The 14,943-nt window shown below is 42.5% G+C and carries 18 protein-coding genes; 15 read left to right on the forward strand and 3 right to left on the reverse strand.

Annotated features, from left to right (window positions below; translation table 11 throughout):
• Positions 1-107: 107 nt before the first annotated feature.
• The 8 genes from JMV76_RS10470 to modA all read left to right on the forward strand — a co-directional run bounded on the left by JMV76_RS10470 (position 108) and on the right by modA (position 6,635).
• Positions 108-1,403, forward strand: coding sequence for a molybdopterin molybdotransferase MoeA (locus tag JMV76_RS10470; protein WP_201502639.1), 1,296 nt, complete (start codon positions 108-110; stop codon positions 1,401-1,403).
• Positions 1,404-1,736: 333 nt separating this feature from the next.
• Positions 1,737-2,840 carry a GTP 3',8-cyclase MoaA gene (gene moaA / locus JMV76_RS10475; RefSeq protein ID WP_201502640.1) on the forward strand — a complete coding sequence of 368 codons (1,104 nt, stop codon included), beginning with the start codon at positions 1,737-1,739 and terminating at the stop codon, positions 2,838-2,840.
• 57 nt (positions 2,841-2,897) lie between these two features.
• Positions 2,898-3,428, forward strand: a complete 531-nt coding sequence (gene moaB, locus JMV76_RS10480) for a molybdenum cofactor biosynthesis protein B (protein WP_201502641.1) — start codon at positions 2,898-2,900, stop codon at positions 3,426-3,428.
• A 3-nt stretch (positions 3,429-3,431) separates the two neighbouring features.
• A complete protein-coding gene (gene mobA, locus JMV76_RS10485) occupies positions 3,432-4,202 on the forward strand; it encodes a molybdenum cofactor guanylyltransferase (RefSeq protein ID WP_201502642.1) in 771 nt (256 codons plus the stop codon).
• A gap of 75 nt (positions 4,203-4,277) precedes the next feature.
• Complete coding sequence (gene moaC, locus JMV76_RS10490) at positions 4,278-4,796, forward strand: cyclic pyranopterin monophosphate synthase MoaC (RefSeq protein WP_201502643.1); 519 nt, start codon at positions 4,278-4,280, stop codon at positions 4,794-4,796.
• 60 nt (positions 4,797-4,856) lie between these two features.
• Positions 4,857-5,147, forward strand: a complete 291-nt coding sequence (locus tag JMV76_RS10495) for a MoaD/ThiS family protein (protein WP_045455098.1) — start codon at positions 4,857-4,859, stop codon at positions 5,145-5,147.
• A 56-nt stretch (positions 5,148-5,203) separates the two neighbouring features.
• Positions 5,204-5,695: a molybdenum cofactor biosynthesis protein MoaE gene (locus JMV76_RS10500; protein ID WP_109589626.1), complete on the forward strand. Its 492-nt coding sequence runs from the start codon at positions 5,204-5,206 to the stop codon at positions 5,693-5,695.
• A 94-nt stretch (positions 5,696-5,789) separates the two neighbouring features.
• Positions 5,790-6,635 (forward strand): molybdate ABC transporter substrate-binding protein, encoded by an 846-nt coding sequence (modA, locus tag JMV76_RS10505; protein ID WP_201502644.1) that lies wholly within the window; start codon positions 5,790-5,792, stop codon positions 6,633-6,635.
• Between the two features lie 23 nt (positions 6,636-6,658).
• Here modA and JMV76_RS10510 read toward each other — a convergent pair whose 3' ends face one another.
• Positions 6,659-7,138 (reverse strand): hemerythrin domain-containing protein, encoded by a 480-nt coding sequence (locus JMV76_RS10510; RefSeq protein WP_201502645.1) that lies wholly within the window; start codon positions 7,136-7,138, stop codon positions 6,659-6,661.
• A 54-nt stretch (positions 7,139-7,192) separates the two neighbouring features.
• Between JMV76_RS10510 and JMV76_RS10515 the strand changes: the two genes are divergently transcribed.
• The 7 genes from JMV76_RS10515 to JMV76_RS10545 all read left to right on the forward strand — a co-directional run bounded on the left by JMV76_RS10515 (position 7,193) and on the right by JMV76_RS10545 (position 13,824).
• Positions 7,193-7,630, forward strand: coding sequence for a CopD family protein (locus tag JMV76_RS10515; protein ID WP_201502646.1), 438 nt, complete (start codon positions 7,193-7,195; stop codon positions 7,628-7,630).
• A gap of 131 nt (positions 7,631-7,761) precedes the next feature.
• Positions 7,762-9,474: a phosphoethanolamine transferase gene (locus JMV76_RS10520; protein WP_201502647.1), complete on the forward strand. Its 1,713-nt coding sequence runs from the start codon at positions 7,762-7,764 to the stop codon at positions 9,472-9,474.
• A 40-nt stretch (positions 9,475-9,514) separates the two neighbouring features.
• Complete coding sequence (locus JMV76_RS10525) at positions 9,515-10,201, forward strand: response regulator transcription factor (RefSeq protein WP_201502648.1); 687 nt, start codon at positions 9,515-9,517, stop codon at positions 10,199-10,201.
• Between the two features lie 72 nt (positions 10,202-10,273).
• Positions 10,274-11,620 carry a sensor histidine kinase gene (locus JMV76_RS10530; RefSeq protein ID WP_201502649.1) on the forward strand — a complete coding sequence of 449 codons (1,347 nt, stop codon included), beginning with the start codon at positions 10,274-10,276 and terminating at the stop codon, positions 11,618-11,620.
• Between the two features lie 141 nt (positions 11,621-11,761).
• Complete coding sequence (locus JMV76_RS10535) at positions 11,762-12,235, forward strand: diacylglycerol kinase (protein ID WP_201502650.1); 474 nt, start codon at positions 11,762-11,764, stop codon at positions 12,233-12,235.
• Between the two features lie 41 nt (positions 12,236-12,276).
• On the forward strand, positions 12,277-13,023 hold the full coding sequence (locus JMV76_RS10540) for a PAP2 family lipid A phosphatase (RefSeq protein WP_374190058.1): 747 nt from the start codon (positions 12,277-12,279) through the stop codon (positions 13,021-13,023).
• A 174-nt stretch (positions 13,024-13,197) separates the two neighbouring features.
• Positions 13,198-13,824 (forward strand): YceI family protein, encoded by a 627-nt coding sequence (locus JMV76_RS10545; RefSeq protein ID WP_201502651.1) that lies wholly within the window; start codon positions 13,198-13,200, stop codon positions 13,822-13,824.
• Positions 13,825-13,915: 91 nt separating this feature from the next.
• Here JMV76_RS10545 and JMV76_RS10550 read toward each other — a convergent pair whose 3' ends face one another.
• Positions 13,916-14,329 carry a PaaI family thioesterase gene (locus JMV76_RS10550; RefSeq protein WP_201502652.1) on the reverse strand — a complete coding sequence of 138 codons (414 nt, stop codon included), beginning with the start codon at positions 14,327-14,329 and terminating at the stop codon, positions 13,916-13,918.
• Positions 14,330-14,358: 29 nt separating this feature from the next.
• Positions 14,359-14,901, reverse strand: coding sequence for a DUF3124 domain-containing protein (locus JMV76_RS10555; protein WP_201502653.1), 543 nt, complete (start codon positions 14,899-14,901; stop codon positions 14,359-14,361).
• Positions 14,902-14,943 lie beyond the last annotated feature (42 nt).

The following is a 14,943-nucleotide window of genomic DNA, read 5'->3' on the forward strand; positions in this document are numbered from 1 at the left end:
AGTAGCTGCTATGGTATAAAGGTTCTTGTGATACAGCACACTTTTTATGCTATGTGTCGTTCAATATCAATAACACAGTTCAATATTAATAAAATGAGTAGACGTTTATGATTACGGTTGCAGGACTTATCTCTGAAATACAGCAGCGCATAGAAGCTTATAATACTAACGACTATCCGCTACACAAAAGAGTGGTCGAAAGCTACGATTTATTAGACAGCCGTCATCATATATTGGCAGAAGATATTGTCTCGCCTTTTGCCATACCAAGACAAAATCTATCGGCGATGGATGGTTATGCGATCGCTAAAGACAGCATACTCTCAGCAGACAGCACGATTGATATCGTGGGTGAATCACAAGCGGGCAGTCCTTATAGTGGCGACATTTCAGCAGGACAAGGGGTGCGTATCTTTACCGGTGCTGTCGTTCCTGATAGCTGTGATACGGTCATCATGCAAGAAAATACCAACTTTGCCGCCATAAAAGACCGCATTGATAAATCGCAGCCTTATGCTATTACCCTCAGTCAAGACGCTAAGCATGATGACAATATCCGTAAACAAGGCGAAGAAATTGAAGCTGGTGAAGCGGTTTTATTAACAGGTAAACGCCTAAATCCTGCTGATATTAGCTTATTGGCTAATTTGGGCTTTGGTCAAGTGACGGTCTATCAGCCTTTAACCGTTGGTGTACTCGCAACAGGTGATGAACTGGTTGCCATTGGCAATGAGCTGACCAGTTTGGCGCAAATCTATAACTCGAACACGCCTACCCTAAAAAGCTTACTCGCTGATTTGCCGGTGACTATTCGTGATTATGGCATTATCCCTGATGATCTGGATAAAACCACCACCGCCGTAACCCAAGCCATGCAAGAGTGCGACGTCCTTATCTCTACCGCTGGCGTATCGGTCGGCGACTATGATTTTTTAACCACGGTTATTGAGCAGCTTGGGCAGATTAACCACTATAAAGTGGCGATGAAACCCGGTAAGCCATTTGTCTTTGGCGAGCTGACTAAAAATCTTGCCAAGCCAGTGCTATATTTTGGCTTGCCCGGCAATCCCTTATCGACCATCGTTGGTAGCCTACAATTTGTGATCCCAGCCTTGTGGCAAATGGTAGGCGCTGCGCCACAAGAGCGACCCATGCAATTAAGTCTCACTGCAACGCTTAAAAATGATGTCAAAAAATCAGCGGGACGGATGGATTTTCAAAGAGGCATATTGTCCCAAAACGAACTTGGTGATTTCCAAGTTGAAAGCTTTACTAAGCAACAATCACACCGTATCAAACAACTAAGCCATGCCAACTGCTTCATTGTACTAGCACAAGATTCTGGCAATGTAGCCGCTGGTGAAACCGTAAAAGTGCAGCCTTTCCCTTGGTTGCATCGCTGAATAATAGCTAAACAACAGCCAAATTATTGAATCATTAATAACGGTATAGCTAAAAAGCTGCATGGCGAATCAATGGTATAAAGCGTTACACAGTTAATCATTCTTATACTGTTGATTAGCCATGAATCATGAGAAACTGCTTGGGGCGTATGTTGATTTTAAAAATCACAACCAAGTAGCATCTACTACTTTAGTGGTAGTTTTTGGGTCACTTACGGTGAATGGTTATTTGCTAGCAAGCTGTCATAATCGTGTTTAAATAGAACTTCCCACTCACAACCTGAGGCAACGCCTAAAAGTACACACTATACTTAATATTAATGGTAATCATCTATGAACCATCTTGCCCCTACCCTAGGTAATGCGCAATTGTATTCGCCTGCCGCTGCACCCGTTATTTTTGATGGTGACTCATCATCGAAAGCTGCTAGCACGTCGACGTATTTTCCGGTCACGCTCTCTCAACCATTAACCGATGGTTTCGCACGACGTCTCACCTATTTGCGTCTATCGATTACTGATTTCTGTAATTTTCGCTGTGAATATTGTCTGCCAGATGGCTATCAAGGCAAACCACCACAAAACGAGCTTAGCGTTACTGAAATTGCTACCTTAGTCCGCGGATTTGCCGAAGTTGGCACTAAAAAAGTCAGGATTACGGGCGGTGAACCCTCTATACGCCGTGATGTGGTAGAAATTATTAAAACCATCAAAAACACCGAAGGCATTGAAACCGTTGCCATGACCAGTAATGGGTATAAACTTGGTAAGCACTTGCCCAGCTGGCAAGCCGCTGGGCTGAATCAGCTTAATATCAGTATGGACAGCTTTGATGCCGCAACCTTCCATAAAATGACTGGCTTTGATATGTTGCCGCAGCTCTTGGCTGACATGGATACTTTGCTTGCGACCACAGATATTAAGCTAAAAATAAACAGTATTTTAATGGCTGAAACCGCCTTTGAAAATTTGATGAATGCCATCAAATACATCAAAAACAGAGCGGTCACTTATCGCTTTATTGAATTTATGCAGACCAGTGATAATAGCGATTTATTTTTTGCGCAGCATGCACAGTCCGATATTATTACCAATTATTTACTAACAAATGGCTGGCAAACTCATATACGTGGCAGCAATGATGGTCCAGCGATAGAATATAGCCATCCTGATTATCAGGGGCGCATCGGCATGATTGCCCCTTACGCTGCCCATTTTTGTGACAGCTGCAATCGCTTACGGGTTAGCAGTCAAGGCAAGGTGCATTTGTGCTTGTTTGACCAAGGTAACTACGATATTCGTCAGCATCTAGCACACGATGATGTCACAGGACTCGTTAATACCCTGCACAGCTTTATGCCGATTAAACCTGAGCATCATCACCTTCACGAATCAAACAGCGGCATGATGAATAATTTGTCGATGATTGGTGGTTAACTTATTAATAATAAAAACTTTTATTTCCATAACAAGCGTATTTATTAAGGATTATTCATGAGTAAGCTGCAAGCACCCTTTACCCCGCTTAATATCGCCATCTTAACGGTTTCTGACAGTCGTACTCTTGCAGAGGATACCTCAGGGCAATATTTGGTTGACCAGCTGACCACAGCAGGACACCAACTTGCCGATCGTCAACTGATTATTGATGATATTTATAAAATCAGAGCCGTTATCAGTGGCTGGATTGCCGACCCAGATGTGCACGCTATTATTACCACTGGCGGTACTGGCTTTTATATCCGCGACAGTATGCCAGAGGCGGTCAGCGTATTATTTGATAAATCGGTCGATGGTTTTGGTGAGATGTTCCGCTTAATCTCAAAAGACGATATCGGCATGTCTACCATCCAATCTCGTGCTGTGGCTGGCATGGCAAATGGCACCGGTATTTTTTGCTTACCCGGCTCATCAGGCGCTTGCCGCACTGCGTGGGAAGGTATCTTACAAGAGCAGCTTGATAGCCGCACGCGTCCTTGTAATTTTGTCCCACATTTTATGCGCACCAATCCAGGTCATGATTAATTGATGATTGAAGTTGCGGATAGCTTAATCAAAGCAGATGGATTCAATCATTTAGCAGGTATCGTTATTTTGGCGGGCGGCGCATCCAAACGTATGGGATCGCCAAAAGCTGAGTTGATACTCCCGACAGGCGAGTGTTTGCTTGATTATCATGTTAGACAAGCGCTTGAATTAAGTGCGGCGATGATGAGCGATCTACCTATTATGATTGCGGATAATGGACGTGGTTTTAGCATCAATCCAGATTTGCTTAAGAAAAACCCACAATCGCCAGTCTTTCATATTAATGATTATCTATCTGCTAACAGTCTTTCTAACAAGATTCTGTCAAGCAATGATGATAAGCCGATTGAAACAGGTGGCGCGTTGGTAGCGATTGAAGCAGCGCTGCAATCATTAAAGAGTTTGGCAAGTTCAACCCCATTAACGAAAGAGGCAAACTGGCAGCAATCTTGGCTGCTGGTCATTAGCTGTGATAGCTTGATTCCTATCAGCGATTTATGGCAAAAACTGCAACATTATATGACGAAAAATCCTGATAAAGCTGTCATTTGTCTCTCCGATGAACATCACCTATACCCCTTGTTAGGTTTATATCGTTTAAGTATTGAGCCTGATTTAAAGGATTATATTGACGATGGACAGCGGCAAGTAATGAAGTTTATTCAGCCAATTGTGCAGCCCGTCCCTTTCGCAAAAGACTGGCAGTATCTAACCAATTTCAATACGCCTAAAGATTTTGAGCATGCCTGTTTAGCTTTAAATGACTTATAAACTAAACGACTTATAAAAAGGTTTATGGAGTGAAACTAGCTTTTAGAAAAACTGACCATTTGAGAGAAATGAAAAATGAATAGCGACCAAGTGAACAACAATAATAAAAACAATCAATCTGGCTTGTCCCATTTAGACAGCGACGGTGATATCACCATGGTCGATGTGAGTGGCAAAACAGCGAGCACCAGAGAAGCTTGTGCTTTCGGACAAGTGGTTTTTCCTGCAGACATTTATACGCAAATCAAAGCCGCTGACGGCATGACCAAAAAAGGTAGCATCACTCAGACTGCTCATATTGCCGGTATCATGGCAGCCAAACGCACCCACGACTTGATTCCACTTTGCCATCCTTTGCCCTTAGATAAAATCAGCTTAAGCTTTGCATACGATGATGCAAACCATAGCATTACTGTGACTGCCACGGTTAAAGTTACTCATAAAACTGGGGTAGAAATGGAAGCATTAACCGCCGTCAGTGTCGCTTGCTTGACCATTTATGACATGACCAAAGCCATCTCGCATGACATTGTGATTGATAATATTCATTTAATGAAAAAAACGGGCGGTAAGTCCGACTATCAACATGCTTAAATTGGCTTTATGCATATCATTTACAAAAAGCTTAGTAATGAATAAATAATGGAGATTTCTATGAGCACTTTAGTAGAAAGCAATACAAATTCTAAGCTAGACACCACGATGAATATTAACGTCTTATATTTCGCTAGCTTAGCTGATGAAGCCGATTGTCATGAAGAAACAATCACTGTGCCTCAGTCGACTTCATTGACCGAACTGTACGAACAACTACGCCAAAAACATCGCTTCAGTCGTCCGCAGTCGGAGCTACGCGTGGCTGTCAATGACTATTTTGCCAAGTGGACAGATGAGATTTATGAGGGTGATAGTGTGGTTTTTATCACCCCAGTGGCTGGCGGTTAAAACCACACTATCATTTGCATCACTAAGAATCTTAAAAACAATAAGAGAAAAGGTATATGACAGACAATGTACACGGTCAATCGATGAGCATTAAACGTACCATTGATGAGGCGTACCTCATCGCTGAACGTGATGGTTTTGCGCTGTTAGATACCGATATTGATGAAAATCGGCTTAAAAGCACCCTTGATAATGACAGTTGCGGCGCGTTTGTCTGCTTTGAAGGACGGGTACGCAATCATAATAATGCCAGTAGCGTCAATCGTTTGACCTATTATGGCTACGAAGATCTTGCCATCAATCAAGGTCGCGCCATTATCGAAGAAGCCAAAAAGCGCTTTGAGATTACCCATGCCATTGCCATTCATCGTATCGGTGCATTAGAGATTGGTGATGTCGCTATTTGGGTTGGCGTGGTTTCTGCCCATCGCTATCCTGCCTTTGATGCTTGTCGCTGGATATTGGATACTATTAAAGCCGACATTCCGGTTTGGAAGCAAGAATATTACCAAGATGATTCCTCTAAATGGCTTAGTAATAATGGGTAATAATGCGCTTCAAATGACTACTCAAAGCGATAGCTAACCTTTAGCAATAACAGTGAGCGACACTGGAGAGCAATAATAAGAAGGTTTTATAATAATGATTAAACTAATAACAATATCATCAGCTTGCTTAGCGTTAACGCTCACCGCTTGTAGCAAAGAGCAAACCGCTGAGCTTGTTCAATCGGACGCCAACAATGCCACTGAGCAAAGTCAAACACTGCGCATCGCAGCGGCTGCCAACTTATCAGATGTATTGCCTGAGATTATTGCGGGTTATAAAATGGATAAGAATTTGCCTGCACAAGCGATTGACGTGACTTATGCCTCTTCAGGTAAGTTATATGCGCAGATTACCTCTGGCGCACCTTACGATATATTTTTATCCGCCAATCAAGAATTTCCTGCCAAGCTTGCCAAAGAAAAACTAGATAACGCAAAATCTGCTGACGAAGCAACCCACGAGCCCTTTACTTATACCCAAGGTCAGCTGGCACTTTATAGTGTTAACAAATCCCTTAAAGGACTCAATACTACTACTTTAAATGCATTATTAATGTCGGAGTCTGATAGCAAAATCACCATTGCCAATCCAGAACTTGCTCCTTATGGCAAGTCGGCACAAGCCTATCTACAAACGCAAAATATCTTTGACACGCTCACTGAGCAAAGTCGCATTATTCAAGCTGAAAATATCGGGCAAGCGTTTCAATATGCGCACACTGGTAATGTCGATTATGGCTTTGTCGCTCAATCACAACTGACAGCGATTAAAGCCACGCCTGAGCAGTTCTATACGTTAGCGCCAGACACTTATCCCCCTATTTTGCAAGACGGGTTGGTGATTAGTGAGACTACTGCCGCGACAGATTTTTCAAACTATTTGCGCTCGCCTGCTGGACAACAGTATTTTTCTGACGCAGGATATCTCGCTATAGATTAAAAAAATTTTGATAAAAACGTGCTCTAGCGGTTCTCATCGGAGCGTTTGATACTGTCTGGACTGGCATCATAAATAGCCTCTAATTCTTCTGTTGTCAGATAGCGCTCAACGATAGGAAACAATTCTCGTTCTTCAAAACGAATATGATCGTATAGCAAGGTGGCGAGTTCTTTGACTTGTCCAACGGTGACGTGATTGCTTTGAGATTGCGGCAAATCTTGAACCTCTGCCATGAGTGCATGCAGGGACTTGTGCTGCGCATCAAGTGTATTTAGTATCGATGCCACCTCAGGTTTGGAGCTGCTATGAGGCTGTAAGGCATGAGCCATTAGATTGTCTTCAATCTGAAAATGCTGTTGCATCTCGTTAATATAAGACGTGATATTTAGCCAATGCTCGGCAATTGCGTTAGGTTCATCAGCACACTCTTTAGCATGGCGAGATAGATTTAGACCTAGATGATGTTGACGAGATAATGGTTGTAATTGTGCGGCGCGTTTCATGATTAAGTACCTCAGTTAATCGACATAAAGCCCTATGTCAGTGGCATTTAAGGATTGTTATCTATACTCATACTACACTTGTTAGGCTCTACTGTCTGGACAGGTGGTCATCTGATTTTGACCTTGGTGGTCTTACCAAAAGCGCTATCATCCCGAAATATTGATGGTCTGATGCAGTTTGAGCAGCTGTTTGAGAGGGTTGGGATGCCAGCTTTGGTGCTGCAAATAATCACTGGACTTTGGATGGCCTACCAGCTATTACCCAACATTGCTGCATGGTTTAAACTTGATAATGATTTTAGTATTCTTATTAGTCTCAAATTACTATTATTGCTAATGACTGTTTTGGTTGCCCTGCACGCTCGTTTCTATCGAATACCCAGATTGTCTATTCAGACCCTGAAAGGATTTTCAATCAATATCATATTGGTCACTTTATTTTCTGTCGCCTTTGTTGTCGTTGGCACGCTCTTTCGCACAGGTTTAAATTAGGATGTGTCATCGTTTAGGTTGTGGATATGTCCTAATATCTCATTGAATTTAACTACCTTAACATCTTCTTAACAGCGTACTTGTTACTGTAAGGCATTACACTCCTTACCATCCTGTTGAGAAGTACTTGTATGTCAATATCTCAAGCCGCCAAAATCGATGCGCCCAAAGCTAATAAAAAAAGCCGCTCCCTGAGCAAGCTATATGATCGTGAGATCAATCTCAATCATCTGATCATAGCCGTTGCTCTGTACTTAGTAGCGACGGCGAATATTGGCTTTTTTGAGCAAGTACTCAGCGTTTATCCATTGAGCACAAACACGGGCTTTATTTTTTCCATCACAGGCTTATTATTTGGGCTGATGTGGTTGGTGTTGTCACTGCTGTGTTATCGCTCAACGGCAAAAGTAGTGCTTATCATAATGGTGCTGATTGCAGCTATCTGTGGTTACTTTACCGACGCCTACGGGACGATATTTAATCGTGATATGCTCATTAACGGCTTACAAACCGATCAAGCAGAAACCATGGGATTGATGGCGCCCAGTCTATTTATTCGCCTGTTTTTACTAGGTATAGTGCCTGCTTTCATGATTGGTAACATTCGTCTAAAGCGATTGTCTTGGCAACAAGTAACCCTTCAAAAATCAGTCACCCTATTATTATCTATCGTATTGATAGCGGTGTGTCTGATGCCATTTGGTGACCAATACGCCAGCTTTTTTCGCCAGCACAAAATAGTCCGTAGTTATGTCAATCCTATTACCCCTGTTTACTCTGTTATCAAACTGGGTACTGATTATATCGCTGAAAGCCGTCGTCCCGATACGCTAATCCCTCATGCCACAGATGCAAAACGCAGCATTATTGTTAACACTAGCAACCGCGCTGTAAAACCTAAGTTGATGGTATTTGTAGTAGGAGAAACTGTTCGCGCTGACCATATTGGCTTAAACGGTTATGAGCGCAACACCACGCCTTTGCTTTCAAAACAATCAAACATCTACAGCTTTAAAGACGCCTCGTCATGCGGCACATCCACCGCCTATTCAGTACCCTGCATGTTTAGCTACGCCAATAGAAAAAATTATGACCCTGATAGCGCTAGCTATAATGAAAACGTGCTCGATACGCTACACAAGCAAAGCGTCAAGGTCGTTTGGCGAGACAATAATTCTAGCGCCAAAGGGGTGGCTGACCGCGTAACTTTTGAGGATTATAAAACAGCCGCGCTCAATCCAGACTGTGATATTGAGTGTCGAGACATAGGCATGCTTGATGGTTTCGATAAACTGGTTAAGTCAGGCAGCTCACAGAAAGAGACACCTAAAGACACACTTATTTTGCTGCATCAAATGGGCAATCATGGACCCGCCTATTTTAAGCGCTACCCTAAAGATTTTGCAGCATATAACCCTGTCTGTATGACCAATGAGCTATCAAAATGCGACAACCAATCGGTTATCAATGGTTATGACAATGCCATTCGTTATACAGATTATTTTTTAAATAGCGTGATCGATACCTTAAAACCCTATGAGCAAGATTATGAGGTGGTGATGGTATATATTAGTGATCATGGGGAAAGTTTGGGCGAAAACAATATTTACTTGCATGGTCTGCCATACGCTATTGCGCCAAATGCACAAAAGCATGTGCCAGTGATTATTTGGTCACCGACTGGCAACAGCATTGATAGCAGCACTATTGCTAAAAGTAGCTTAGCTAACATGATTGATAAGCCTGTATCCCATGATTTTATTACGCCAACCTTGCTTCAGTTTTTTGGTATCACCACTGACGAAACCAAAGCAGCACCCACCTTTTTTAAAGTGGCTAATTGAATTCTTTATCATCGCTCCGCCTTTTTAGGTAATAATACTCATGTACAAGATACTCATCATTGAAGACAATCCCGATATCGTCGCCAATATTTATGCTTTTTTTGAGCCGAAAGGCTTTGAGCTAGACAATGCCCATAATGGCATTAGTGGCTTAGCGCTCGCATCGAATAATCGATATGACGTCATCTTGTTAGATGTCATGCTGCCGGGTATGGATGGCACTAAACTGTGCAAAAAGCTCAGGGAAGAGCTGCATGACAAAACGCCAGTATTGATGCTGACCGCTCGCGATACGATTTTAGATAAAGTGGCAGGATTCGATAGTGGCGCTGACGATTATCTGGTTAAGCCTTTCTCATTGGTGGAATTAGAATCTCGTATTAAGGCTCTCATACGCCGACATAAGGATGATCATTTTGAGCATGGTTTAACCGTTGGCACGTTGTCTTTAAACCATAGTGAGCATACGATTACACGTGAAGGTAAGTCGCTAAAACTCACACCAACAGGCTTCAAAATACTACATACCTTGATGAGTGCGGCGCCGCGCGTGGTTAGCAAAACCGAGCTGGAAGAAAAGGTGTGGGGCGAAGACATACCAAGCAGTGATGCACTGCGTACTCACATGCATGGGGTCCGTGCGCAGGTAGATAAGCCGTTCGATAAAATCATGATAGTCACGTTGCCCGGTGTCGGTTATCAGATTATTGATCCAAATAAAGCCTAAAAAATCATCGTCTGATGTCCTTATTTGACTCTCACTGTCTTTCATATCGTCTTTCACAACGAAGTAAATACCATGTTTAATATCGACTCCATTGCCAATAAGTTTCGACTCTCCTACTTGTTATTTGCCCTATTGCTGTGTGCCACTTTCGTCAGTATTTTCATGTATGCAGAAGTCAGAATGGAGCAACAGCTGGTCAAAGCTCGCTTATTGCAACAGTTAGAGCTTAGCCAAGAAAAAGAAGGCGATCAGCCTATTTATAGCGCTGAACCGGGTATTAAAATTTATCGCTTCGATAACGCACCGAGCAATCTGCAAAAACTGGCCACCCAAACCGTACAAGAGATGCCCGTCACTGTCACCACTAACAATGGTCAATCGACGACAGAGTTACATTTTTTTAATTATAAAAAAGACACAGAAAACTATATTTTAACCTACCTAGAAAACACTGAAATGGTGATGGGGAATTACCCTGTTTTGGCTATATTTGAGCATTTAGAAGACATATTTGCCAACGCCCTAAAAGTAGCGGTCATTTTGAGCTTATTGATTGCAGCGATATTTTCATCGCTGTCCTCCAAGCAAATCATTAAGCCTTTATTAGACTTAAAGCAAGCCGTAGAAACAGATCATCGCAACTTGACGGAATTGACGCACCTGCCCTCCGAGGTTGGCGTGTTAGCACGCGCAATCGATGAAAAAAACCACAAACTTGAGCAGTACCTCAAACGCGAGCAGCTATTTACTGGTGATGTCAGTCACGAGCTGCGCACGCCTTTGACGATTATCATGGGGGCATCAGAAGTATTGTCCTCACAACTAGAAAACGACCCTCACTTGAGCGCATTTGCCACTCGTATCAGTACGACCGCCAAAGAAACCTCGGAGATTATCAGCGCCTTATTATTGCTGTCTCGTGCTCCTGAAAAACTGGATGCACCGCCAACGTCTATCAATGACATCGCGTTAAATGAAGTACAGCGCTTAAATTACTTGCTTCGCCATAAGTCAGTCACCTGTAAAATAGTCGCAGAACAGCTGTATGTCGCACACGTACGACCTGAACTGCTAAAAATGGCACTGGGTAATTTGATAAAAAATGCGTTTCAGTACACCGATGAGGGTGAGGTCATCATCACTATCGATGCTGAAAAAATCACCGTCACTGATACTGGTCTAGGTATTCCTGAGGTGATGATGCCGCTGCTATATGAGAGATTTGAGCGTCTAGAGCAGCATTATAAAGACATCTCATTGGATACAGAATCGTCATCAGCAGCTGACGCCCATTATCCAGCAGAAGGTACAGGCTTGGGACTCAGTATCGTACAGCGCATCATGACACATATGGGCTGGCAGCTTACTCATCAAGTCAATCCGTTAGGTGGCAGTACCTTTATCATCAATTATCATTAGAGCAGATTTCTATTTTAAAAAAGCTTAACGTTTTCTTAATGCCTGCCTGCTTATACTTAGGGCATGTTGGACATTCGACCATGGTTAAATGATTGAAATTTATCGCATACCTTGATATTAATAGACTGTGAAGCATTGGATATGAATAAAGCAAATCCTATTAATCTTGAAAACCAGTCGGCCAGTCGTGGGGTTTTAAGCTCAATAACAGGCAAAAAACAACTGCTACCTCATAGCTATGCCAGTGAGGCCAAGGGTAAAACAGGATTTCACCGCATTATAAAAGCCGCTGGTTACTCTCTGGATGGCTTCAAAGCAGCTTACAAATTTGAGGCGGCTTTTCGACAAGTATTTTGGCTCAACCTCATATTATTCACGGCTATTATATTGTGCCCTTTCACTATCAGCGTCAAAATGCTGCTGGTCGTCGCTTCTTTCTTATCATTAATTGTCGAACTCATTAACACTGGCATCGAAGCCTGTGTCGATCACACATCGACCGCCAAGCATCCACTGGCAAAGATAGCCAAAGATGTTGGCTCTGCGGCACAATTTTTGGCATTACTGCTGCTATTTATCTTGTGGATGATGGCATTATTGAGTGTTGTATTTTGAAAACATATTCAGCCAATGGAGTCTGGCTTAAACTCCTATGCTTGACCATCATAGCGACACTGTTGTTTGAGAACAGCCAATTAGACATTCATATTAGCGAGCTTTTTTACACTAATGGACACTGGCTACTAGAAAAAGGCACACAACCTTTTGCCTTTATTTTTTATGACTTGCCTAAATTGCTACTCATCTTGCTTGGCATTTATCTCATAGGCGTTCTAATTCTGAGACATAAACAGGATTCAGACATCAATCTAGCAATAGAAAATGCTAATTACGATAAACGGCTCACGCCTTTATCCACGCGCGAAATAAGTTATCTACTGCTTGTTTTAATTGCCGTTCCCAGTATGATTGCGCTACTCAAAGGTGTCACTCATGTCAGTTGCCCCAATCATTTAATACTGTTTGGTGGCGACTTGCCTTATCTAAATATTTGGCAAAATATAGTTGCTAATACGCCTGCCAAGTGCTTCCCAGCGGCTCATGCCAGTGCAGGATTTTCTCTATATGGCTTGGCATTTTTACCCACTCTACATCAGTATCGCTATAGAATATTTGAAATAGTCACGGTCGTAGGATGGACGATGGGACTGTATAAAATGCTGTTTGGTGATCATTTTTTTAGTCATACATTAGTATCGATGCTTATGTCATTGACCATAACCTGCGCACTTGCAACGCTATTTTTTAAATATCCAGTAGCGAATAAAGCCAACAGTATCAATGCTAATGGCAAAAAACCTGATGCGGCAAGCTTTCAAAAATCGTCGAAAACCCAATCTTAACTGTTGAATAATAGCCAAATTAACAATGATATTCTTATAAAAATAAAGCTACTAAGTATTTGATAAGTAATGTATAAATAGTTATGACTGTCTGACTTAATATTGAGTAACAGCATGGATTGCGCTCGTCGACGACGTTCTTTATTTATCAATAGCCCGCAAAGGAATGTAGCTATGAGCATCCTATCTTTTGTTCTACAAAGATCACCTATCTACCCTTTACTGACATTGGCATTGACACTGCCATTATTAATAATAAGCGCTGCACATAGCAGCCATGCCGCCAGTTATACCATCAATCCTGCTGGCACCCATGTGCGCTTTGCCATTGAACGCTTCCAATCCCCTGCCACTGCGGGCGGCTTTTATAATGTCCAAGGTCAACTGCAATATGACTCAAGTTTAAAAACTGGCAATATCTCCTTGGTCATTCCGATCAGCTCTCTAAATACGGGAAATAAAGCATTTAACCAGACTTTGATAGGCCCTAGCTTCTTTGATATGCAGCGCTTTCCATTGGCACGTTTTGATTCTAATAAATGGTATTTTAGCCAAGACAAATCACGCCCAATGGTCACAAAAGTAGACGGTCATCTAACGCTGCATGGCGAAACCCATCCTATTAGCTTAACAGCGACTAAGTTTGACTGTTATCTACACCCTACGCTCAAAAAAGATATTTGTGGTGGGGATTTTACGGCGATGATTGATCGCACCAAATGGAATATCAATAAATATGCGTGGTTTGGCGTCACTAAAAACCTTCATTTAAACATTCAGGTCGAGGCAACCAAACAGTAGCAGTCCATATCAGCATTAATTTTATGACATTAATTTTTATAGCACTGCTTTTTTAGGGCCTGTCCTCATTTTACAAATGGGCTAAAAATAGCTAAACGTGCTGAGGCGGTACGGAATACGTGCCAACTACGTGCGCCACCATGTCGCGAGAGCCTTCAGAATAAAGCGCAACCTCGCCAACGATTAGCGTGCGCCCAACTTTCATCAACGTACACTCAGCGATAATACGTGCTTCTGCTGAGGGTTTGCGCAGGAAGTTAATGGTCAAACTCGTCGTCACCGTTAAGGGCACAATACCTATTTTACCAAGTATCGCCACATAGAGAGCCACATCAGCGATGCTCATCAATACTGGTCCAGAGACCGTACCACCGGGACGCAATTCATTGATACCAATATCGTGTGATAAGGTCGAGCGATTGTCACCGACTGCCTCGATGACACATTTGGTTTGTGGAAATTCCAACGCCATAAAGGCGACAATTTCTTCTTTGCTTGCAGACATATCCCTTCCTTGGATTTTATTATCCTTAATCAATGCACCACTGGCGTACCTTCTGTACTAAATGCAAAGCCTTTATTGCTAAAATTACCGATCATCACCGCTTCAATGACTGGCTTGACCGTCTCGTCTATCCCTTCGACTTCGATGATAAAGTTGGCACCCGATCCGCCTTTATCCTCTTCTTTTTCGACGATATAATTGAGCGTGGCCATTGCTGGAAGCTCAATCGGTTTGGTTAAATAGGATTTTATAAAGGTTCCATCAGTGCCATAGTAGTCAATTTTATTGATATACAGTGATTTTTTTAGCGTGGTATTGCGTACACTCAAAGTCGCTGATAGCAAGACTTTACGATTGTCTCTATCGGTGTAGATGTCAGAATAAATGGGCACATAAAAGGTTTGTTTATAGGCAAACTGGCTACGATCAACCGCTGTTGTCATCTCCAGCTCTTGAATGGGGTCTTGATGTTTTTCTGAATACAACACGTTCGGGTCTTGCGGCGTCTGATCACAGCCTGACAACAATGCCATCGTCGCAAGCAACAAGACGGATATAGTGCGCTTACTCATAAGTTTCCCCTTTGCCTTTTCAGGTCACGGCTGTTGCAAATG

Origin of the sequence: Psychrobacter cibarius (assembly GCF_904845955.1) — a bacterium.
In the GTDB taxonomy this organism is placed as follows: Bacteria; Pseudomonadota; Gammaproteobacteria; order Pseudomonadales; family Moraxellaceae; genus Psychrobacter; species Psychrobacter cibarius_B.